This is a genomic window from Capnocytophaga sp. HP1101, from assembly GCF_054772415.1.
On the sequence record NZ_BPUU01000003.1, the window covers coordinates 140,305 to 164,990 of the forward strand.

General features: G+C 42.6%; 12 protein-coding genes and 1 pseudogene. All 13 read left to right on the forward strand.

What is annotated here, in order from left to right; genetic code table 11:
• Nucleotides 1-125: 125 nt before the first annotated feature.
• The 13 genes and pseudogenes from RCZ04_RS01600 to RCZ04_RS01660 all read left to right on the forward strand — a co-directional run bounded on the left by RCZ04_RS01600 (nucleotide 126) and on the right by RCZ04_RS01660 (nucleotide 24,683).
• A complete protein-coding gene (locus RCZ04_RS01600; RefSeq protein WP_460484184.1) occupies nucleotides 126-3,137 on the forward strand; it encodes a SusC/RagA family TonB-linked outer membrane protein in 3,012 nt (1,003 codons plus the stop codon).
• Nucleotides 3,138-3,210: 73 nt separating this feature from the next.
• Nucleotides 3,211-4,752 carry a RagB/SusD family nutrient uptake outer membrane protein gene (locus RCZ04_RS01605; protein WP_460484185.1) on the forward strand — a complete coding sequence of 514 codons (1,542 nt, stop codon included), beginning with the start codon at nucleotides 3,211-3,213 and terminating at the stop codon, nucleotides 4,750-4,752.
• A gap of 51 nt (nucleotides 4,753-4,803) precedes the next feature.
• Nucleotides 4,804-5,634: a LamG domain-containing protein gene (locus tag RCZ04_RS01610; RefSeq protein ID WP_460484186.1), complete on the forward strand. Its 831-nt coding sequence runs from the start codon at nucleotides 4,804-4,806 to the stop codon at nucleotides 5,632-5,634.
• Complete coding sequence (locus tag RCZ04_RS01615) at nucleotides 5,627-6,406, forward strand: carboxylesterase family protein (protein ID WP_460484187.1); 780 nt, start codon at nucleotides 5,627-5,629, stop codon at nucleotides 6,404-6,406. Before RCZ04_RS01610 ends, RCZ04_RS01615 begins: the two co-directional genes overlap by 8 nt.
• Before the next feature lie 7 nt (nucleotides 6,407-6,413).
• Nucleotides 6,414-7,799 carry a glucoamylase family protein gene (locus RCZ04_RS01620; RefSeq protein WP_460484188.1) on the forward strand — a complete coding sequence of 462 codons (1,386 nt, stop codon included), beginning with the start codon at nucleotides 6,414-6,416 and terminating at the stop codon, nucleotides 7,797-7,799.
• Nucleotides 7,800-8,323: 524 nt separating this feature from the next.
• On the forward strand, nucleotides 8,324-11,128 hold the full coding sequence (locus RCZ04_RS01625; protein ID WP_460484189.1) for a ligand-binding sensor domain-containing protein: 2,805 nt from the start codon (nucleotides 8,324-8,326) through the stop codon (nucleotides 11,126-11,128).
• 82 nt (nucleotides 11,129-11,210) lie between these two features.
• Nucleotides 11,211-14,585, forward strand: a pseudogene (locus RCZ04_RS01630) (type VI secretion system Vgr family protein).
• Nucleotides 14,582-15,427: a hypothetical protein gene (locus RCZ04_RS01635; protein ID WP_460484190.1), complete on the forward strand. Its 846-nt coding sequence runs from the start codon at nucleotides 14,582-14,584 to the stop codon at nucleotides 15,425-15,427. Before RCZ04_RS01630 ends, RCZ04_RS01635 begins: the two are co-directional and overlap by 4 nt.
• A 22-nt stretch (nucleotides 15,428-15,449) precedes the next feature.
• The gene (locus RCZ04_RS01640; protein ID WP_460484191.1) at nucleotides 15,450-15,803 is read left to right on the forward strand and encodes a DUF4280 domain-containing protein; all 354 of its coding nucleotides are present in this window, start codon (nucleotides 15,450-15,452) and stop codon (nucleotides 15,801-15,803) included.
• 825 nt (nucleotides 15,804-16,628) lie between these two features.
• Nucleotides 16,629-19,643, forward strand: a complete 3,015-nt coding sequence (locus RCZ04_RS01645; protein WP_460484192.1) for a SusC/RagA family TonB-linked outer membrane protein — start codon at nucleotides 16,629-16,631, stop codon at nucleotides 19,641-19,643.
• 267 nt (nucleotides 19,644-19,910) lie between these two features.
• A complete protein-coding gene (locus RCZ04_RS01650) occupies nucleotides 19,911-21,392 on the forward strand; it encodes a RagB/SusD family nutrient uptake outer membrane protein (protein WP_460484193.1) in 1,482 nt (493 codons plus the stop codon).
• A gap of 82 nt (nucleotides 21,393-21,474) precedes the next feature.
• Nucleotides 21,475-23,031, forward strand: coding sequence for a PKD domain-containing protein (locus RCZ04_RS01655; protein ID WP_460484194.1), 1,557 nt, complete (start codon nucleotides 21,475-21,477; stop codon nucleotides 23,029-23,031).
• Between the two features lie 11 nt (nucleotides 23,032-23,042).
• Nucleotides 23,043-24,683 (forward strand): family 16 glycosylhydrolase, encoded by a 1,641-nt coding sequence (locus RCZ04_RS01660; RefSeq protein ID WP_460484195.1) that lies wholly within the window; start codon nucleotides 23,043-23,045, stop codon nucleotides 24,681-24,683.
• Nucleotides 24,684-24,686: the final 3 nt, after the last annotated feature.

The following is a 24,686-nucleotide window of genomic DNA, read 5'->3' on the forward strand; positions in this document are numbered from 1 at the left end:
TTTTGTAGTACTTTTGACGTAGTACGTCATTTTGTGAATTTTCGTTGTAGTAGTTTTGACGTAGTCCTTTTTTTGGAGATAAAAGAAACTTTTAGCAATTTTGCGGTGAAAAAAATTAACAACATATGGAAATAAAGAAAATATTGTTTTTCTTCCTGATGTTTTCTCTAACCGTTACCCTGCACGCTCAGCAAATTACCGTACAAGGTACCGTTTATGAAGAAGGGACTAAAAACCCCATTCCAGGAGCAAACGTAATTGTAAAGGGTACTACCCAGGGTACTTCTACCGACTTCGAAGGGCACTATACACTTCCCAATGTGCCCTCCAATGCCGTCTTAGAAGTCAGCTTCGTAGGTATGCAGACCCAAAATGTAAAAGTAGCAGGACGCTCCCGCATTAATGTTACTTTAAGAGAAAATACCCAAGAACTCAAAGAAGTAGTAGTGATTGGGTATGGAGCCGCTCAGAAACGAGACCTTACAGGCTCTATTGTCAGTCTTAAAACCGATGAATTTGCTGACCGTCCATCTACCAACCCCTTAGCCTCTATCCAAGGGAAGGTAGCTGGGGTGCAAATCGTCAATACAGGGCGTGCAGGGCAAGACCCCGAAATCCGTATTCGCGGTACAAACTCTATCAACGGCTATACACCTCTGTACGTAGTCGATGGGCTCTTTACCGATAATATCAACTACCTCAACCCGCAGGATATCGAGTCTATGGAAATCCTCAAAGACCCCTCGTCTCTCGCAATCTTCGGGGTTCGTGGTGCCAATGGGGTGATTATCATTACCACCAAGAAAGCCAAAAAAGGACAAACAGTTGTAAATATCAATTCTTCCGTAGGATTAAAAGTCATCAACGACCGTGTTTCAATGACTGATGCCGAGGGCTTTAAAACTCTTTATGACGAAGAGTTAGCCAATAAAGGCGCCAATCCGTTTGATTATACCCATTGGCAAGCTAATACCGATTGGCAAGACGAAATCTTCCGTCGTGCGTGGGTCTCGAATCATAACGTGAGTATTGCTACCTCAGGTGAGAAAGGTCGTTTCTACTTAGGAGCGGGTTATACCGATGAAGAAGGCTCTATCAAGCACGAAAAGCTCTCCAAACTCACCCTCAACCTCAGCAGCGATTACAACGTAACCGACTATCTGCGCTTTGGCTTCCAAGCCAACGGTTCACGCACCTTGCCTATTGATGCCAAAGGGGTAACAGCTTCTTTACGAGCCGCTCCTATCGCAGCACCTTATGATAACAGCACTGGATCGCTCAACATTATGCCCGACTTCCAGCGCGCTCAGGTCTGGAATCCGCTTATCGATGTCGAAACACGTGCCAATCACAACAAAGGGGTGAATCACCGTTTAGCGGGTAATGTATATGGTGAAGTTGATTTCTTAAAGAATTTCACTTTTAAAGCCACCCTTTCTATGGATTATCGCATAGGCGAAAACCGCGAATATTCCCCTATCATCTGGGTCTATAACCCCGATACACAAAAGAGAGAAAACCTCAATGAACGCGAGACTATCAATCAATCGAAGTCTACCACTATGGCTACTCAGCAAGATTATATCCTTACCTATAAAAAACAAGTAAATAATCATAATCTTACCTTAATGGGAGGACTTACTACCAATTACATCGAACACAGTTCGCTCTCAGGAAGTCGTTATCAAAATATCAATGATATCGTATTTGGTATTCCTGAAAACGATGATAAATGGTGGTTGTCATCTATTGGAGGTAGTAATATGAGTAATGGTTCCGGTCAGTATCGTCGCTTTACGATGTCCTATTTAGTACGTGGTTTGTACAACTATGGCAACCGTTATTTACTCAATGCTTCCTTCCGTCGTGATGGAGCTTCAGTATTTCATCGTATAGGTAATACTTGGGATAATTTCTATTCCTTTGGTGCTGGTTGGGTACTCAGTGAAGAAGCCTTTATGAAAAACCAAAAAATCTTTGATTACATCAAAATCAAAGGTTCTTGGGGAGTCTTAGGTAACCAAAATACCGGAGGCAGGAACTATCCTACTTATCCATTGCTTACTAATTCGGGTAGTGCCGTCTTTGGTGATCGTGTGATTACGGGCTATGCACCTGCCTATTTAGTGCAAGACTTAGGTTGGGAAAAAACCTACGCTTGGGAAGTAGGAGGTGAGTTTCGCTTCTTGAACAATCGCCTTAGTGCAGAACCAGTGTACTATCACAAGAAGACCAAAGATCTTATCGTGTTGCTCAGTGGTAGTTCAGGAGCACAAAACTCATTAGAAAATCTTGGGGAAATAGAAAACAAAGGTTGGGAGTTCTCTTTATCTTGGCAAGACCAACTCAAAGAAAGTGGGTTTAGCTATGGTGTAAGTGCCAACCTTACTACTATCGATAATAAGGTGCTTTCGCTCGGTAGAAGTGAAAAAGATGCTTTATACGAGCATAGCAATGTAGCACGTACTTTAGCAGGTTATCCTATAGGGCATTTTTTTGGTTACAAAGTGAAAGGTGTGTATCAAACCTTTGAAGATATTGATACTTCACCTGCGAATAACATTGCTTCTGTAAAACCTGGTGACCTCAAGTTTGAAGATGTAAACGGAGATGGTGTTATCAGCGATAAAGACCGCACGATGATAGGTAACCCTACTCCTGATTTTACTTATGGTTTTAGTGTGAATCTCGGTTACAAAGGCTTCGACCTTAACGCTGAATTTATGGGGGCTTATGGTAATGAAATTTATAGAGGTTGGGGAGAAAGTGGCTATGCAACCCTCAACTATCAAGCACATCGTTTGAATCGTTGGCACGGTAAAGGTACTTCCAACTGGGAACCTATCTCAGACAGCAGTCGTGCTATCAATCGCGAAAATTCTTCTTACTATATTGAGGACGGTAGTTTCTTCCGCTTGCGCAACGTGCAGTTAGGTTACAGTTTGCCACAAGAGGTATTACAACGGCTAAAAGTACAGAAGTTGCGTCTTTATGCTAATCTACAAAATCTTAAAACTTGGCATAAGAACTCTGGTTATGTGCCCGAAATAGGAGGCAGTGCTTTGGCTTTCGGTATTGATACCGGTACTTACCCTATGCCGATGATTATTACCTATGGAATTAATCTCACTTTTTAATTAAAACAATAATGACCATCGCTTATTTCCTCTTTTGGGGAGAATAAGGGGAGGTTTCTAACAGAAATTCATTATGAAAAAGAAAATATATTATATCATAGCAATAGGTGTAATGATGGCAAGCATTGCCCTCTTTACTCATTGCAACAAGTTCGACCAAGAGCCACAAGGCGAATGGGTGGACGGTGACCAAGGGAGTGTATCGGGCTCTTATGAAGCTGATATCTTCTCGCTTTACGCTAAATTACGCGGTTTCTCTATCAGCTCAGGCAATACCGCAATGGCTATACACAGCTTTCGCAGTGAAGATGCCGAAAAAGGTTCTACTGCCAGCGATGGTTCAGCGATAGCTCAGATGTTTGACGATTTTAACTATATAGCTTCTAATGGTAATATCAACAGTTATTATAACGATAATTTAGATGTAGTACATCTTGCTAATACAGTTTTAGATAAAATAGCTAAAGCAGACCAAAGTACGCTTACTGATGCCGATAAAATCAATAGGGGAGAAGCCCATTTCTTCCGTGCCTTTGCATATTTTAATTTAGTACGAGCCTTTGGTGAAGTCCCTCTCATAGACTTCCGTATCTATAAAAAAGAGGAAGCTTATAAGCCAAAAGTGAGTGTAGATAAAATCTATGAGCTTATTGATGCTGATCTTACTGCTGCTGAGACAGCTTTGCCTCGTACGTGGAGTGCCGTATACATAGGTCGTCTTACTTGGGGCGCAGCGCGCTCGTTGCACGCTAAAACCTATATGATGCGCTCTAATTGGCAAGAGATGTACACCGCCAGTACCGATGTGATTAATAGCGGTTTGTATAACCTCAGTACGCCTTTCAATAAGGTTTTTAGAGAAGAAGGAGAAAACTGCCCAGAGTCTATCTTAGAGCTCCAATGTACAGCTAATAACCAATTTCCAGCTTCTAATAAGGTAGGCAGTCAGTTTGCCGAAGTACAAGGCGTACGTGGGGCTGGTCAATGGAACTTAGGTTGGGGCTGGAATTGCCCTACTCAGCTCTTAGCTGATGCTTTTGAAACAGGTGATCCTCGTAAAGATGAAACTCTGCTCTATTTTGCTAAGAGTGAAGCCGAAGCTGCTACAATGCAACCCAATACTCCTTATGGTGAAAAACCTATTGCACAAGCAGGAGTGGTAAACAAGTATTACAATAAGAAAGCCTATACTAATCCCGATTTACGCAACCGCTATAGCAGAGCAGGCTTTTGGTTTAACATTCGCCTTATACGCTATTCTGATGTGCTTTTAATGGCAGCCGAAGCGGCTAACGAACTTGGTAATAGTGCCCAAGCATTGGTGTATTTAGAGCAAGTGCGTGTGCGAGCTCGTGCAGGCAATAATAATATCTTACCTGCGGTTACCACCACCAATCAAGCTGATTTGCGCGAAGCTATTCGCCACGAGCGCCGTGTAGAACTCGCGATGGAGTATGACCGTTTTTATGATTTGGTTCGCTGGGGTATAGATGTAGAAACCCTTCATAATGCAGGGAAAACCGCTTATCAAATCAAGCACCGTTTATTGCCTTTACCTCAACAGCAAATAGATGACTCTAATGGCGTGCTTATTCAAAACCCAAATTATCAATAAGATAGCAGATAACAAACTTTGGCAAAGTTGAGAATCTTAAAATTTAAAACAATGAAAAAATATATATTATATATCAGTTTTATGGTGAGTCTCGTAGCTTTTACAAGCTGTTATCAAGACTTAGACCAAGACCCTCCTTTTGATTACCCTGAAGAGGTAATCCCTCAGTACAACCCTCAAAAGCTCTCATTTACTTTTGAAGATAATGTAAAGAATGTGAGTAATTACAGGGTGCCTACCCTTTCTAAAGGAGAAATTACTTATACTGAAGGCAAAAAAGGGAAAGCCTACCAAGGAGGTGAAGGTACCTATGTGCTCATCTCTCCTCGTACTGCGCGATTTGCAGGTGATATTTCCCTTAAAGATACGATTGCCAATCTCGGTAGCTTTACTGTAGCTTTCTGGATGAACTGCCCTCAAGTGAACAAAGGTACAGGTATCTTTGCTGTTTCTAATACTAAAAAAGACTGGGGGAACCTTTCTATTTTTTTAGATGGAAATAATACGGCAGGCGAAGGACGCTTTAAAGTGTACTTGCGTAATGGTAATAAAGACCGTTGGGTGGAAAAGAAATTTCCAGGAACCATAGATGAGTGGGTACATATGACTTTCCGTTATGATAGTAAAACTGAAAAGTTAGATATATTGAGAAACGGAGAAGAAGTCTATACTGCCACCCTTACAGGTTGGGGGCGTATTACTTTTGATGATATGAGCGACTTAGTACTCGGTACTTTTGCATTTCAAGTAGATGTAACTCCCCGACTTTCACCTATGAAAGCCCAAGAGTGGGCACAGTCCTTCCCTGGCAAGTTAGACAACTTCGGTTTCTATAACAAAGCCCTTACTGATGAACAGATAAAAGCCTTGTATAATGAGTAGCCGTTGTTATGTTTACTTTATAGCATTTTTTCTTTCATTTCCTATTTTTGCTCAGAATGAGGCTTATACGAAAGGTGTATACGTAGATAAACAAAAGAACAGTATGCTTTATCGTTTTCTTGAGCCTAAAAAAATGGAGAAAGGCAAGAAATACCCTTTGGTGCTCTTCTTGCACGGAGCAGGTGAAAGAGGGAACGATAATGAGAGTCAGTTGCGCAATGGGGGTACGGTGTTTACTAACCCTGTGCACCGCGAGAAGTATCCTTGCTTTGTGCTCTTCCCTCAGTGTCCTGACGACGCGTACTGGTCGCTTGAAAAGCGTCCTGCACAAGGATACAAGAACGGTAATCCTTTGCCTAAAGAGGTACCGATTACTAAGCACCTACAATTGGTGAAAGACTTGCTTGACGAGACAATGACTAAATACCCTATCGACCCTAAACGGGTGTATATTATGGGTATTTCGATGGGTGCGATTGCTACTTTGGATATGGTGTATCGCTTCCCCGATACCTTTGCTAAAGCTGTCTCGATATGTGGGGCGACCAATATAGAGCGTATGCGTGAGTTCAAAGGGAAAACTCAATTCCGTTTCTATCACGGTGATATAGATGATGTAATTCCTGTAACCTACTCGCGTGAAGCCTATAAAGCCCTGAAAACTACCGGCAAAAAAGCTGAATATATAGAGTTTTATGGGGCAAATCACAACGCTTGGCATCCCGCTTTCAACACCCCAGACTTCTTGCAATGGACTTTTAAAAAGAAATAATATACTTATGAACAAAAACAAACTTTTCACGATTCACTTTTCACTTTTAGCTTTCCTTCTGCTCTTCGTTTCTTGCGGTTGTAGTAAGGACAATAAAAAGGTGGTAGAAAAACCTACTCCTCAGCCGCCTACCGAAAAGAACCGCCCAATGGAATTTGCTTCCGACGATGCTTTCTTAGATTATATCCAGCGTGCGCATCTCAACTATATGTGGGAGGGTGCAGAACCTAATTCGGGTTTAGCCCCTGAGCGCATTCATATAGATGTCCCTTCCGATGATGCTCATATCATCACTACGGGAGGTTCGGGCTTTGGGATAGCTGGATTGTTGGTGGGCGTAGAGCGCGGTTTTATCCCTCGCGCCGAGGCAGTAGGACGTTTTACGAAAATGGTTACTTTCCTTGAAAAAGCCGACCGTTATCACGGTGTGTGGTCGCACTGGATTGACGGACGTACGGGTAAGACCAAACCTTTCGGGCAGAAAGACAACGGTGGCGACCTTGTGGAGAGCGCTTTCTTGATGCAGGGGCTCCTCTGTGTGCGTCAGTATTTTAAAGACGGCAACGAGGCTGAAAAAGCTTTAGCTCAGCGTATTGACAAACTATGGCGCGAAATGGAATGGGATTGGTATCTCAACGGACAAGATGTGCTGTATTGGCATTGGAGTCCGGATTACGCTTGGCAGATGAACTTTCCGCTCAAAGGTTATAACGAGTGCCTGATTACGTATATCTTGGCAGCATCTTCGCCTACCCACACCATTCCCGCTTCGGCTTATCACAACGGTTGGGCGCGTGGGGGTGACATTAGGAGCTCACAGGTAACTTATGGCTTACCACTCATCTTGAAACACAACGGCGCTGAACAGTACGGAGGTCCGCTGTTTTGGGCGCACTATTCGTATATAGGGTTGAACCCCAAAGGACTTAGCGATGATTATGCTAATTACTGGGATTTGAATCGCAATCAGGTGCTGATTGACTATAAGTATTGCTTGGAGAACCCGAAAAAATATAAGGGTTATGGTGCTAACTGCTGGGGTCTCACCGCCAGCTATTCGCCTAAAGGCTATTCGGCTCATCAACCGAGTAATGATTTGGGAGTGATTGTTCCTACGGCAGCACTTTCCAGCTTCCCCTATACTCCTATTGAATCAATGGCAGCGCTCAAGCATTTTTATTACGATTTGGGTGATGTGATTTGGGGTAAATACGGCTTTTACGATGCTTTCAGCGAGCAAGCGGTATGGTATCCTAAACGCTATTTGGCTATTGACCAACTCACCATCGCCCCAATGATAGAAAACCACCGCACGGGTCTCATCTGGAAACTGTTTATGAGTTGTCCCGAAGTGCAAGAGGGACTCAAGAAACTGAATTTTAAGGTGCAGTAGAGAGAAAGGGAAAAGATAAAAATTTCATAGCTATTTTATATTTAATATTGTCAAAATGTTTTTTACTAACAGTGTTTTGATTATTGAGCTTTAACAAAAGGGCGATGTGTGAACATCGCCCTTTGTTTGATTGATTATAGATGTGATGATTTATTTATTAATTTTTCTTAAATAGCTACTTTTCCTTCAATATACGACTGGCGCATCTTACATTTTTTCAAAAACTATAAATGCTTAATAATCAGTATAAGAATTTACCTTTTACCTTTTATCTTTTACCTATCTCAACCGAAGGTAAGACGAAGGTAAGGCGAACCTAAACCGAAGCTAAGGCGAAGGAAAGAGGTTAGTAAACTGAATTTCAACAGCTAAAAAGTGCTTATTAATTTATTAAAGAAAAAATGTTAAAAACGCGAAATCATCGAAGAAAATGCATTTAATGATATTTTATAGAAAGGCGAATTGTTTTTTTGATTATTCAAAATAAATAGCTATCTTTGCCATCAACTAAGCTTTAATACCTTATGCGTATGCGTGTGTATTTATGTATTTTGATGGGGTGGTTTCTGCAAGCGATACACGCTCAGCTATTGCCACCTGTCTATAACTATGCCCCTGCGACATACGCGGGCGAGAGTCAGAATTGGAAAATATGCCAAGCAGCAAACCAAAAGCTGTATTTTGCTAATAATATAGGACTATTGGAGTTCAACGGGGTGATGTGGCAACACTACCCCTTGCCCAATGGTGCTATAGTGCGCGCTGTAAACGCCCAAGGCAACACGATTTACACTGGTGGCTTTGCCGAATTTGGCTATTGGCAAGCCGATGCTTTCAACCGTTTGCAATACACTTCTCTCAGCAAGCAACTTTCCGCCAGCGATATAGCCGACGAGGAAATATGGAAAATCGTATTTGTCGATCATTGGGTACTCTTCCAGTCGTTGCACAAACTCTATATTTACGACAGCCAGCACAAGCGTTTTCACATCGTGCATTCGCCGAACAACCTGCCTAAAATCTTCAAAGTAGGTGAACATCTCTTCTTCCAAAAGATGAACGAGGGGCTTTTTGCACTCGTCAATGGCAAAGAGGAACTGCGCTCTAATGCAGCGCTTTTCCGCGAGCATATTGTGATTGACATTATCTCTCACAAAGGGCATTATCTATTTATCACTCAGGACAAAGGTATTTATGAAGGCACTCCTGCTGAGGTAAAACCTTGGCAAGTACCTACTGAAGCACTTACTTCTTCTCTGAACATCTACAGCAGCGCACCACTCTCCGACGGCTCTATCTTGCTCGGTACTATTGCCAATGGGCTATACCGATTGTCGAGGGAAGGGCAACTTTTAGAACACCTCCACCAGAAAGAAGGCTTGCAGAACAACACGGTACTTTCTATTTTTGAGGATCAGGAACGCAATGTGTGGTTGGGCTTGGACAACGGTATCAGTATGGTGAATTTCTTTTCACCCTTCCGTCAGTATAAGGATTATGAAGGAGTGCTGGGGGCGGTCTATACGTCTATCATCTATCAAGGCGACTTGTATTTAGGTACCAATCAAGGACTTTTTTACGCGCCTTTCCCCTTGCGCGCAGGACAGCAATTTCAGTTGGTGGCAGGTACTAAAGGGCAGGTATGGCAACTGAAGGAACTGCAAGGCACTTTGTTTTGTGGGCACAATTCGGGTACGTTTGTGATTGAGAACCACCGCGCCGATTTGGTGTGCAACCTCTTAGGCACGTGGGACATCAAGCCAGTGGAAGCTCACCCCGATTGGCTTTTGCAGGGTAATTATGAGGGATTACATATTTTAGAGCGGAAAGACGGGCACTGGCAATACCGACACAAGATAGCAGGTTTTAACGTGTCAAGTCGGTTTTTTGAATGGGTGAATGCGAAAGAGCTCTTGGTGAGCCACGAATACAAAGGCGTGTTTCACCTGAAACTCAGCGATGATTTGACCCGAGTAACCGAAGTGCGCAAAGACCCCACTGCCCCAATGGGACGCAAATCGGGGATAGCTAAGTACCGCGATGAGATTTGGTATTTTACTGAAAAAGGACTTTTTAAATACGATGCGAATAAACGCCAATTCGTGCAAGACGAACCTCTTACCCGCGAATTGTTCGATCAAGATGCTTACCTCTCGGGTACGATGTTGCAGGGCAAAGACGATGCGCTGTGGCTTTTTACCCAGTACAATATAGTGAAAGTGAGTCAGGGGAAGTTGGACAAGGCACTACAAATCAAGAAGATGCCCTTATCGGCGGCTTTCCGCAAGGATATAGTAGGCTATGAGAATCTTCGCGAATACGGCGAAGTACATTGTCTGTTGGGCACGAGCACGGGCTTTATGGACTTTGCCTTCAATCCCTCACACCACAATGCCTATGAGGTGCGTATGGAACGCATAAGCAACAGCAAAGTGGAAGGGGAGTGGCTACCCATCGCTTTGGGAAGTGAAGTTCAGAAATTTGCTTACAACCTGAACAACCTGCGCTTTAGCTACAGTGTGCCCGCTTATAGTGCAATGTATCCCAGCGTGTATCAGTATAAATTAGAAGGACTCTATGAGCATTGGAGCGAGTGGAGCAAAGAGGCTGAGGTGCAGTTTGACAACCTGCCTGCGGGCGAGTATACCTTTTTGGTAAGAGCCAAAGTAGGCAATGCGGTGTCGCCCAATACCGCCACTTTCCGCTTTGTGATTGAAAAGCCTTGGTATGCTACTAACCTGATGATAACACTATACGCGCTTTCTTTGTTATTGTTGTTACTCGCTATCAATCGCGCATATCGCCAGCATTACAAACGCCATAAGGAGAAGGTAGATAAGGAGAAAGAGAAAGAACTCGCCCTCTTGCAATTGGAAAACGACCGCACCGTGATGAAACTCCACAACGACAAGCTACAGAGCGAAGTGGAGAGCAAGAACCGCGAATTGGCGGCTACTACTATGAACATCGTGCGCAAGAACGAACTGCTGATGAGCATCAAAGAAGCTCTTTTGAGCAGTGGCAATAGCAAGCAGGTGTTGCACATCGTGGAAGACAATATCAATAGCGAAGGCGATTGGGAGCATTTTCAAGACATCTTCAATCAAACTGACCGCGATTTTCTTAACCGCCTCAAAGCTCTCCACCCTGACCTTACTCCTAACGACATCAAGTTGTGTATTTACCTGCGCTTGAACCTTTCTAGCAAAGAAATAGCCCCTCTGCTAAATATTTCTACCCAAAGTATAGAAATCAAGCGCTACCGCCTGCGCAAAAAAATGAACTTAGAGCGCAATCAGAACCTTACGGATTATATTTTGAAATTGTAGTGAAAAAAATAACTTAAAAAAACTTGCATATTCAAAAATATTTCGTACATTTGTATCCAGCAAACAATAAAACAACTACGCTATGGAAAACAACGACAACAACTTCACTGGCTATCGCACCAATCACCCCGATGATATAGCCCACTTTGCCTCAGTGAGAAGTTTCCAAGACTTTTTAGTGGACAAAACCAATCCCGTAGTGATGGTTACCCTTACCCTTGACGGTAAAGGCTTCTTAGATAATGCTACTTTTGAAACATTCCTCACCCAACGCACCAATGCCCACGACGAGTTTACCATTGTAGTAAACGATACGGCCATCGACGACTTCAAAGGGCAAGTGATGAAAAACTCCCAAAACCTCTTAGGACAAAATATCGCCATTAACTTTCACCAGTTCGGGAGCGTCATTTATACTTTTAAAGGAATTATTGCCAATATCTGCAACAAGAAAAACGAAGGTGGAGGCTATGGTACTTTGCATATCTCAGGCTATGCCCCAAGTATCGTATTAGACGGAGGCAAAACCTGCCAGTCGTACGAGAACAAAACCCTCCCTGAAATCATCGCTGAAGCTACAGCAGAATACCCACAAGAATCACAAATCTATATTGAAGGGCTTATCAATAACGAAGAAAAAATCCCTTATACTGTACAATACAACGAATCCGACTATCAGTTTATCCAACGCCTTGCCAAACGTTATGGTGAGTTCTTCTATTACAACGGCACACAATTTATCTTTGGCAGTAGGGCACAGAAAACTGTAACCCTCTACGAAGGAGGAGACCTCTCAGAAGTGGAATTTGAACTGCTACTCAAACCACAGAAATTTAACTACCTTTCCTACAACTCACAAATGACCAGAACAGAGGTCAAAGGTAGCGACCAAACAGAACCACAATACAAAGAAAATCCCTTTCAGTTTACCGCTATCAAAGCCTCAGAAAAAGTATTTGCCAAAACCACTGAGCAAACCTACGGAGCTCTGCCCGATGAGTTCAGAGGCGATTACCTAAAAGAAGCCGTACAAAGGGAAAAAGAAAAACGCGAACAACTGATGCAAGTGCGGGGCAAGAGTCGTAACCCACACGTATGTATTGGAGGCTTTGTCAAACTAAAGGATATCAACGATTTACCGATGGAAACCTATCGCGTGATAGAAGTAAAACATTATCAAGGCGAAGGCGACTATTACAACGAATTTGTAGCCATCCCCGATGTATTTGTAGCTTACTATTACGACGAACAAGCCCTTCCTAAAGCCGAACAACAACCTGCACGAGTGATAGACAACAACGACCCTCAAGGTTGGGGTCGCGTGCGAGTACAATTTATTTAGCAAGAGAAACACCAAACTAAAACCCCTTGGATACGAGTAGTACAACCTCACGCAGGAGGCGGCAAAGGTTTTTACTTTATCCCCGAAATAGGCGAAGAAGTATGGGTAGATTTTGAAGACCAAAATGCCGAACGTCCGTTTGTAATAGGAAGTAACTACAACGGTAAGGAATACAGCCCTTTCCACAACAAGAATAACGATATCAAGGCGATACAGACAAGGAGCGGACATAAACTTATCTTTACCGAAGACGAAAGTATTTTGCTTTCAGACAAGAATGGTAATACCTTAAGGTTTGATACTCAAGGCAAGAACATAGAGATTACTGCGCCTGAGAGTATCTCGTTATGTGCAGGTAAAGACCTCAATCTCAGCGCAGGCAATAACCTCACTATGGACGTAGCTAACACTGCTTTCTTCAATGTATTACAACAAATGTTGGTAACCACCCCATTGATGAAACAACTCATTGCCGACTATTTCCACACCCAAGCTGGCAAAGCCTTGATAAACTCTGGTCAAGAGATAAGGATAGAAGCACGAGAAACGAATGTAGCAGGCACAGAAAAACTGTTAGTCCACTCCGATAGAAGCGCAACCGTAAACAGTAAGGGTGTTTTATCAGTAAAAGGAGAACAAGGGAATAAATATAATAACAAGGCTGAAGAGTTTCCTGCAGAAGAAATTGTTTTAGACGCCAATGCATTATTAGTGTTTAGACCTACAGAAAAATGGCCTAAAAATCCTACTTTTGGGTTTGACTGGTATAGAGAGGGTAAAGACAGTACAGGAATAGGGCGTACTGACCTTGAAACTGATATAAGTTTTAAAGAGATAGCAGGGTATTATGAGGAAAATGATAACAGTAAAGCATTTCACAAAGAAGCCTCGATTGCCGAGAGCTTAAAAGGGGAATACTTAAAAGCCCGTGGCAAAGAGGACGGAACCCCGTATGAATATTTAGTGCCTATGCTCACTATTTACAAACACGAAAGAGAAGAGGTAGAGGCAAGTGCTATTCTTGATGTGTTCTATAAAATATACGGAAACAGAAACTCATTAGGTGGTTTTATATTGGAATACGAAGAAGAGTATTTTGAAATTACTGAAGAAGCTATGGAAGAGCCCGAAGGAGTTGTTGTTACAGGGCAAGGGAGCTTAACACCAATGACTAAGCCCAAGGTGCAATATGAACCTCCCCACAGGTATACCACTTTTAAGATAGACCCTAATATGGGGCAAATGAGAATAAAGATAAGCTGCAGAAAGCCTTTTGACGATTTGCATGGTAAACAGATAAGGGCTTATACCCTCACGGAAGGAGAGAGACCTGATAGCCCCATAAAGAAATGTGCAGGAGAGCTACAGGTAATGCCTAATAGCCAACACAACCGCAAAGTAGTGAAACTCCTATTGGTGAATGTAATGACTAATACCGACGGGGGAGACAAGGCTCAATACGGTTATGACACCACCAAGCTATGTGAAGAGAAAGAAAACCTACGAATGTTTTTACGCCAAGCCTTGATAGACCCTATTTTTAAGGAAGATGAGTTAGACCTTAGCGGTACTGGAGAGTACCCAAATATTGAGGCAAGAGATGAGTTTAACCGCTTGTATGTGCTCTCAAATGATTTACTATTTGCTTATGACGATAGCGGTAGGACAGGAAAAGAAAATATCGCTATTTACTTACACAAAAAGTTACAAGCGCTAAACCGGCAGGCTTTGGAAGGGGAATACTTACCTGTGTTTTTTGTACCTCAAACGAATTTGAAAAGCATAAGTAGCAACGGTACGGAAGATACTCCCGCAGGCTATTGTATGGTAGATAAACAGCTTATTATTATGAGTAAAGGAGCTATTTTGGGTAGCCTTGCACACGAGGTGTTCCACAGTTTAAAACTGCCCCATACGTGGGCACACAAAGACCATATACAAGCGAATATAAAAGACCTGACAGCCCCCAATGGCAAATATTCGTTTGAGTATTTAAAGACCCATAACATTATGGATTATAACCGTCTTAAATATCATATCTATTATTGGCAAGCAATAATTGCTAATAAAAATGCGCTTGCTGAACCCAATGATTATAAACCTGAACAGTTATGAAATATGCAGTAATTCTCGTTAGTTTATTGGCGAGTGCCAATGGCTACACACAAACACAAACAGAGACTATGACAACAGAAACCAAACGCCCCAGTATTGACAACAAGGTTGAACACCTCGACATCAAACAATATGAAAAGAATTTTACTATTTATTACCCCAGTAGTTCAAGACCTTCTTATAAAAGATATATATATAAGGAAGAAACTCCCTACTATACTATAACCGTAGAGGGGAATTATACCAATGGGTTTACTTATGAGAAAAAGATAAAATCTTTTCCTTATAACTATCTTATATTTAAACGTTTTTACTCTAATTTTTCAATATGGGGTAAATTCGTAGGAGCAGAGTTTAATGGCGGTTCTACTGTTAATTTAGGCAAGAGATATGTTTTTAACGAAAACGGACAACTCGTTAAAGAGGAAAACTACGATGAGGGGTGGGGGTTTAGTTATGAACAGGCAGTAAGGTTTGCACAAAACAAGTACGACGAAGATACCTTTAAGAAGATGAGTATCATAAAAGTGAAGGAGAAAGGCTGGAAGTATTGGCTTATTTACTCGTCAGAATATTTTGAACATAGAGATGAGATTAAATTAGATGCTCAAACAGGAGAGATACTGTCTCATAGAGTAATGCTTAGAGACCCTTCACTTCCGTTGCGAGTAATAAAAGTAATTGTACCAGATAAGACGGATAAAAACTATAAAAAGAAAACCACTACTTTCCAAGGCAAAACTTACACCGAAGAAGAGTGGAAAGCCTTTGAGCAAGAACAATGGGAAAAATACCAAGCTAAGCGAAATAAGAAAGGCTTTTGGGATAAACTCTTTGGCTGACAAACCTTAAAAACACCACACTATGGATATCATCACCAATACCGCAGAACTCAGTTGCAATCAAGGTACTACCAAAAGTAAACTTGTAGTAACAAGTCAGGATTTTGTAACCATTGAAGACAAGCCTATTGCTACTGAGGGCGACAAGCAAGCCAATGTAAATATAATGCCTTTTGGTCAGTGCAAGCTAAAGCCCACCACAGGAGGTTATTTGCCTTGTGTGCCTGCCCCTATAAAATGGGAGCAAACCGCTGAGAAAGATACTATCAACGACCTAAAAATTCTCACCGAGAAAAGTACTTGCCAATGTGCTGTGGGTGGTAAAATATCCGTTACTCATAAAGGACATAATGAACAACACGAAATAGAATCTTAATATCTTCACCTATACATTACCTATACAACACCTCTTTTCAAGGGGTGTTTTTTATTTATCATTACCTTTACATATGTTTTTTAGATATTAGTTTAAATATAAGATTTACAATGTTTTGTTTTGCAATTCTTATTAATGACAACTATACATTTACGTTAAAAATAGCACTTGTATATTTTTTGTATAGGTGAAATATTTTGCGTATTGAAATATTGCGTTTATCTTTGTTGCGTGATTAAAAGAGAAATAAAAGAAAGAGAAGATAATACTATATTAATACTAGAAATGCCAATAATGCCAATAATACTGGAAATGCCAACAATACTAATTGAGAGATTTTTAGCTTAGCTAAAGTTGGGAACTTTGGCTAAGTGTGAGAGGATAAGTATTGTAGTTTAAAGACTTTGACAAAGTCTCAAGCTTTGTCAAAGTTAGGACGCAAATATGATTAAAAAAGGGTATAGGTTATTTGAAAATTACGCTGTAATTTATCAATTTTGATATAAAACTTATCAAAAGTTACTGCAGGAAGAGAAAAAGAGAAAGTACTCAAAAATTATTGTTAACTTTATCCCAAAAAAATGAGGCTTTTTGTCTGAACAAATGATAGTCCGAGCTTATACAAAGCTTATAGGAAGCTTATACGAATCTTGGACGATTGTTATACAAAGGCTATATAAATAGTTGATTAATAGCACAATGCAACAATGCCAAAAATACTGATAACAGGAGGTTGAGCGAAAATAAAGGGAAGAAAAGAAAAAGATAGAAACAAGTTAAACCTAATATAATACATTAACATACCATTAAAAAAAAGCAATTCAGATGAAAGTATTTATTTTATCAACACTGCTGTTTTTATGTACGAGTTTGGCTATAGCACAAACTTATAACATAAAAGGAAATGTGAAGGAAGCTCCTAACACGCCAATGATGGGGGTTTCGGTGGTTGTTAAAGGCACTACCCACGGAGCGTCTACCGATTTTGAGGGGAATTTTGCCTTAGACAACGTGAGAAAAGGTCAGGTTTTAGTGTTTTCGTATGTGGGTTACGTAACCCAAGAAATCACTGTAAACAATGGCAATGCGGTGAACGTTACCTTAAAAGAAGATACCCAAACCCTTGGAGAAGTGGTTGTGATTGGGTATGGTACTCAAAAGGCAAAGGACGTTACAGGGTCGGTATCAATTGTAGATGCCAAAACCATTGACGATTTGAAACCTGTGGATGCTGCCACTGCCTTACAAGGTACTACCTCAGGGGTGAGTGTAAACAAGGCTTCGGGCTCCCCTGGTGGAAAGATTAACATTCTCATTCGTGGGGTGAGTTCCAACGGTAGCAACGAGCCTTTGGTGATTATCGACGGTTACGAAGGGTCGCTGAACAGTATCAACCCTGAGGACATTGAGAGTCTTACCGTATTGAAAGACGCACAAGCAGCGATTTACGGTATTAAAGGGGCGAATGGGGTAGTGCTTGTAACTACTAAAGGTGGACGCAAGAATACGCCTTTGGAAGTGAAAATCAGCTCGTACACCGGTATTCAGCAAACTACTAAGAAGTTGGACTATATGAACGCTACCGAGTATGCAGCGTTGCTCAACGAGAGTTATGCGGCTAACGGTCAGGCGTTGCCTTTTGACAATTTGGCTTCTTTAGGCAGGGGCATCAATTGGCAAGATGAGGTGTTTAAGAACACGATTATTTCGGATATGACGGCGAGTCTATCGGGTGGTGGTGAGAAGTTCAGTTATTACTTAGGGGCTTCACATCTTACTCAAGATGGTATCGTAGCGCCCGAAAAGTCGAACTTCAAACGCAACAACGTAAAAGTGAGCTTGGGAGCCGATATATCCCCCAAACTCAAAATGAACTTCACCGCCAACTATTACAACAACAAGCGCAAGACCATTGAGGAAAACGGCTTGGGTGCAGTGTTGTTCAACGCTTTGAACTTCGCTCCTACCTACGGCTTACACGATGAAGATTTAACGGGCTTTTTGGGCAACGAGGTCATCAATCCTTTGGCGCAAATCGACAATACCTATAATCAGTACGACGGTAATGGCTTAGAGGGCAATTTCCAATTGAGTTACAACCTTATTGAGGGCTTAGACCTCACTTCGCGCATCGGGTTTAAGACCTACAGCGATGAGAATAAAGTATTTCAGCCCCTCAGCTTCTTTGGTACGGGTAAAATCTTCAACCGCAGTCGCAGTACGGTAACCCAAGACAAGAACGAAACGCACGCTTATACGTGGGAAACTTTTGCGACCTACAACAAAACCTTGTGGCAACACCACAACACTTCGCTCACCGTGGGAACCAGTGCCCAACGCAACTGGGGCAGTGGCTTGAGCGCTACGGGTTACGACGTGCCTAACAACTCTTGGGATTTTGCCGATATTGGGCTTACCACAGGTACGAACGACAGTAAAACCAACAACTCTTATGTGAACGATTCGCGCCTTACTTCTTTCTTTGGACGATTACAATACGACTATAAGAGCAAATACCTGCTATCGGCGATGTTGCGACGTGATGCTTCGTCTGACTTTCCCAAGGACAACCGCGCCGACCTTTTTTCATCAGTAACGGCAGGTTGGAAAATCTCAGATGAAGGCTTCTTGAAAGACAGCAAATGGATTGATTTCTTCAAATTGCGCGGCAGCTATGGTACGCTGGGTAACAACGCGGGTAAAAACCTTTATAAAGCCATTTTGAACGGCGAAGCGGTGTACGTGTTTAACGGACAGATAGTGCGCGGTACGGCAGTGGGCAAATTGCCGAACCCCAGCGCTAAATGGGAAGTAGCCGAAAAGTTGGACGTAGGTTTTGACTTCAACACCTTGAACAACCGTCTATCGTTAGTATTTGATTACTTTATAGAGAACCGCAACGATTTGCTCATTGCCGATTTCCCTGTGTCAGGAATTGTAGGAACAGCGGCACCAGGGGCATCAAACCCTACGGTGAATGCTGGTAACACGCGCAACAAAGGTTTTGAGGTGGCGTTGGGCTATAAAAGCGATGTGACCAAACCTTTTTCTTGGGGCTTTAACTACAATATTACCCGCTTGGATGGCGAAGTAACGTCTATCAACGGTGATGTAATTCCTGAAGGAGGGGCTTTCAGTGTTGGGCAATTAGCGCCTGCCCGTATGGAGGTGGGTCAGCCTATTGGCTATTTCTACGGTTTGCAAACCGATGGGATCTTCCAGAACCAAGCTGAGGTGGATGCACACCCTTCACAAATCGCTTTAGGTGCCCCTGCTCATATAGGCGACATTCGCTATAAAGATGTGAATGGCGACGGGGTGATTGACTTTAAAGACCGCACTTATTTGGGCAAACCTACCGCCACTTATTATATGGGCTTGAACCTTAACGCGAAGTACAAAAACTTTGATTTCTCGACCTATATGTATGCCGAGCTCGACAAGGAGATGGTGCGCAACTATGAGCGTTCACAACCGAACGTGAACCGCCAGCGTTTGTACCTCGATCGTTGGCGCGGTGAAGGCACCAGCAATAGCGTGCCACGCGTTACCACAGGCGCCACAGCCAACAATATATTCTCTGATTTCTTTGTAGAAGACGCATCGTTCTTGCGCGTGCAGAACATACAGTTGGGCTATTCGCTTCCTGCCTCGGTATTAGAAAGCGTGAAGATGAAGACCTTCCGTGTGTATTTTTCAGTGAACAATGCCTTTACATTTACTAAGTATAAAGGCTATGACCCTTCAGCTACTTCAGGGGATGCGATAGGAGGCGGTATAGACTACGGTTTCTATCCACAAGCCCGACAATTTATCTTAGGATTTAATACCTCATTCTAAGAGCTTGTTTATGTAGCTTTGCTATGTTAAAGTCTCGCACGGATTCCACAGATTTCACGGATTTTCGGCGAATAGATTTTAATTCATAATACGAATCAAGGGTTGAATTAAGTAGCTGAATATAAACATCCCCCTCTCACATACTCCGCTTTCGCGGACTTCCCTCAAGGGGGGAGATGTGACATAAAAGCGACAATATACTAAATATCAGTAAAAATTGTTTTTTTAACTCTTGATTGATTTTAATAATATAAAAAACACAAATAGATGAAAACGATACACCACATACAGAAATGGGCGATAGCAGGCATCCTCCTCTGCTTTACTCTTGCTTGTTCGGACGATTTTCTTGACAAGACCAAGCAGTACGAAATCAATTCGGAAACCTATTTCAACTCAAAAGACGATTACCAGAATGCACTAATTGCAGCCTACGATTTGTTACATTCTACGTATATAAATGTGCTTATGGGTGAAATAGCGTCCGACAATACCCTTTGCGGAGGCGAAAGTGCCTCTGATGTGCCTGGCTTCCAGCAAGTAGACCAAATGATTCACACTCCTATCAACGCTCAGCTCAAAAACTTGTGGGATTGGATGTTCGCGGGTGTGAACCGTTCGGCTTATATTTTAGAGTTCCAGAACAAAACCGACTTTGAGGGCAAAAATGTGATTATTGCCGAAGCGCACTTCCTCCACGCTTATTACAATTTTGAACTGGTGAAGTGGTTTGGAGCTATTCCGCTCAAAGAAAACAAACGTTTTGAACGTGGTGATGAACAAAAAATACCGCGTTCGCCTGTGAGCGAAGTATACGCTTCTATTGAAAAAGACCTTTTGGCAGCGATACCTAACTTGCCTACTACACCCCCCGACGGACAAGTGGGGCGTGCCACCAAAGGCGCTGCTCAAGCGCTCCTTGGCAAGGTGTATTTGTACCAAAACAAGTTTGCCGAAGCTGCTGAGGTATTGGAAACCGTGATACGCAGTAATACCTATTCACTTGTAACCGACTATGCCTCTATGTTTGAAAAAGAAGGCGAAAACGGCGCTGAATCAGTATTTGAAGTGCAGTACTCCGATGCTGAAGGCGCGGGCTTTGAGTGTTTGCAGTGTAGTGAGGGGAATGTAGCGGTGGGCTTTAACAGTATCCGCAACTACAACGGGCCTGTATTCGACTCTGGTTATAGTTTTAACGTGCCTGTACAAGAAGCTGTTGATGCTTTTGAAAGTGGCGACCTCCGTAAGGATGTGGCTATCTTAGACATTGTAGCGTGGGCAGCGGCTAATAACGCTACTTATGCCGAAGGCTACAAACATACGGGCTATTTCAACAGAAAATACATCGCCCGCAAAGGCGACCTCAACAGCCCCGACCAGAACCTTACTAACCCTAATAACTACCGCGCTATCCGCTATGCCGATGTGCTTTTGATGGCTGCCGAAGCGCTCAACCGCGGTAATATCAGCGATGAACGCGCTCGCGATTACCTGAACCAAGTGCGCAAACGCGCTTTTGGTGATGAAAATCACAATATTACCTCTTCAGGCACTGCTCTTACTGAGGCGATATGGAAAGAACGCCGTGTAGAGTTCTTAGGCGAAGGCTTGCGCTTTTTTGACTTAGTGCGCACCGGCAAAGGCACCGAAATACAAGGCTTTACCGCGGGTAAAAACGAAGTATTCCCCGTGCCTTACGAAGAAATACGCTTTGCTAACGGCAACTGGCAACAAAACCCTAATTACTAATGACGAATTACGAGTTACGAATGACGAAGTAAGTCGCTTTTGCGTCACACATTCTTACCTCTTATCTCTTATCTAAATTGAAATGAAAACACTCAAAACCCTAATAGCACTACTGTTCCTCATTGGAATGGTAGCTTGCGAGAAAGACGAGGGCGATATTGATTTCGTCCAAAATGCGACAGCTCCTACCGATGTCTCTGCCAAATTTCAGGTGAGCACCGATAACACAGGAGCGGTAACTATCACGCCCATAGCTACGGGGGTGGCTTCTTACAAAGTGTACTTTGGCGACAGCACTGCTACGCCTACGGTGGTGAAAGCGGGTGCTTCGGTAACGCACATTTACGCCGAAGGGAGCTACCAAGTGAAAGTAGTAGCCGTGAATATCGCGGGCAAGGAAGCTGAAGCGACTTTGCCTTTAGAAGTGTCGTTCCGCGCTCCTGAGAACGTAGTCCTCACAGTAGCCAACGACCAAGCGGTTTCCAAAAAAGTGAACGTAACCGCTAAAGCCGATTTTGCCATTATCTACGATGTGTATTTCGGCGAAAGCACCGATGAAAAACCAGTATCTGGCAATATAGGTGAAGAAGTTTCGCACATTTACAAACAAACGGGCACTTACACCATTACCGTGGAAGTGAAAGGTGCGGGCAAGCAAACTACCAAAGTGCAAAAACAAGTACAGGTCATCGCCTTGCAACAGCCTACCACTTCAGCCCCTAAACAGCCTATCCGCAAAGCAAACGAAGTAGTGTCGCTCTTCAGTGGTGGCTATACCAATGTAGCAAACAGCGATTTCAATCCTAATTGGGGACAAGCAACGGCTTTCAACCTCTTTAAACTCGGCACTGACGAAATGTTGCAATACGCTGATCTCAATTACCAAGGCATTCAGTTCGCTCAACCTATCGACCTCAGTGCGATGGAATACTTGCATTTAGACGTGTGGACTGCCGATGCTACTGCCTTAGAAATCTATTTGATTAGCAATAGCACAGGCGCTGATGGTGAAAAATTCGTCAAAAAGACCCTCACTGCCGATAAGTGGACAAGCCTCGACATTCCGCTCACCGATTACACCAAGCAAGGTTTCGTGATTACCGATGTACACCAAATCAAATTGGTAGGTAGTGGCACCGTGTTTATCGACAACTTGTATTTCTACAAAAAATCGGCTACGAACACCGTGATGATTGAAGATTTTGAAGGCACTGCTCCTGAGTTTACTACCTTTGGCAATATGGCAAAGGTGGAAGTGGTAGCCAACCCTAATAAAGTGGGCAACACTACTAATAAAGTGGTGAAAATGGTGCGCACCGCAGGCTGCGAAACTTGGGCAGGAGCGTTCTTTGCTTCCGATGCTTTGGATATGAACACGTACAAGGTGTTGAAGCTCAAAGCGCTCTCACCTAAAGCAGGTATTACCGTAAAAGCCAAATTAGAAAACGCTGCAGGTGATGTAGCTAAAGAAGTAAATGTGCGTTTACTCCAAAAAGACGTATGGCAAGAACTTTCGTTTGACTTTAGCGATATCGATGCCACCGAAACCTACACCAAAGTAGTAGTATTCTTTGACTTTGGCGAAACTGGCGACGACACGACCTATTATTACGATGAAATTACTTTAACAGATAAATAAAATTAAACGATATGAGAACTTTAAAACTTTTAGGCTTGTTAGTATTAACAGTCTTTGTTTCTTGTAAAGACAAAAATGTATTGGGAGATTTAATAGCTCCGAGCGATGTAAAAGCCACCTATAAAATAGTAGGGGTAGATGCTCAACACCCTAATGGCGATGGGACAGGGTTAGTAGATTTTTCAGTTACAGCTAATAATGCAATAACTTTCCGTTTTGATTTTGGAGATGGTAAGACAGAAGTGAGTACTTCTGGTATTATTCAGCACCGTTATACCAAAGTAGGGACTAATAAGTTTACAGTAGTAGTAAGTGCCGTGGGCGTAGGAGGTAATATGAGCTCTGTACCCTTAGAAGTGGAAGTATACAGCTCTTTCTCTGATGTAGAAGCCGAAAATATGCTCGCTGGCAAGAATGTAGGCGAGAGCAAAACGTGGTACTGGGCTGCTAATGTGGCGGGCTATGCAGGCTTAGGACCTCAAGAAAGTGGCGACAATGGCGAATACGGCTATCCTGCGTGGTGGCAAGCAGCGCCTTTTGATCCTACGCGTACCTGTATGTTCGAAAACTCTTTTATCTTCACTCGCACAGCTAATGGCATTACCTATCAGCAAACCGCCGACCACGTGTTTGTACCAGGGGCTTATGCTAGTGTGTTAGGCGTAGCTGATGACCAATGTCAAGGAACGAGCGTAATACCATCTATTACAGGGGTAAAACAAGTGTCATTTGTACCTTCTACTTCTAAAGCGGCTACTCAAGGCAAGTACGACAACAAAGCTTATCGCGGCACGGCTATCGAACTTTCCAACGGCGGTATGCTTGGTTGGTGGGTAGGAGCAAGTAGCTATGATATTATCAGCCTTACCGATAGCCAACTCATTGTGCGTGTGATGCAACCTAACAGTCAGTATGCGTGGTATCACATCTTCACCACTACTAAACCTTCTGAAGGTAGCTTTACCAATCTTGTGTGGAGTGATGAGTTTAACAAAGAAGGTACGCCCGATGCTACCAAATGGACTTACGATTTAGGTAAGAATAACGGTTGGGGCAATGGTGAGTTACAAACCTATACTAAAGACCCTGAAAATGTAAAAGTAACTAATGGAGTACTCAAAATCACCGCTAAAGCTGATGGTAACGGGGGCTATACCTCTGCCCGACTCAAAACCGAAGGACTCTATGGGTTCAAGTACGGTAAGGTAGAAATCAAAGCTAAATTGCCTGCCGCTCAAGGCACTTGGCCTGCAATGTGGTTCTTGGGTAACAACTTTGCTACCGACGGCTGGCCTAGATGTGGTGAAATAGATCTTTTAGAACAAAAAGGACAAGATAAAAACCATATACTTGGTGCTTGCCATTGGTACGATACCGATAATAATCATCAAGGAGATTATGATAAAACAATCGAATTTTCGAACGCTTCAGCAGATTTTCATATCTATACGATGACGTGGACGGAAAAAAAGATTATCTTTGCAGTCGATAACAAGAACTATTTTGAGATGGATAACAACGCCAAATTACCTTTCAATCAAAAGTTCTTCCTCATCTTCAACATCGCGATGGGAGGTTCTTTAGGAGGTAATGTCGCTGCTAACTTCACTGAAGATAGTCTTGAAATCGATTATGTGAGAATTTATCAATAAATA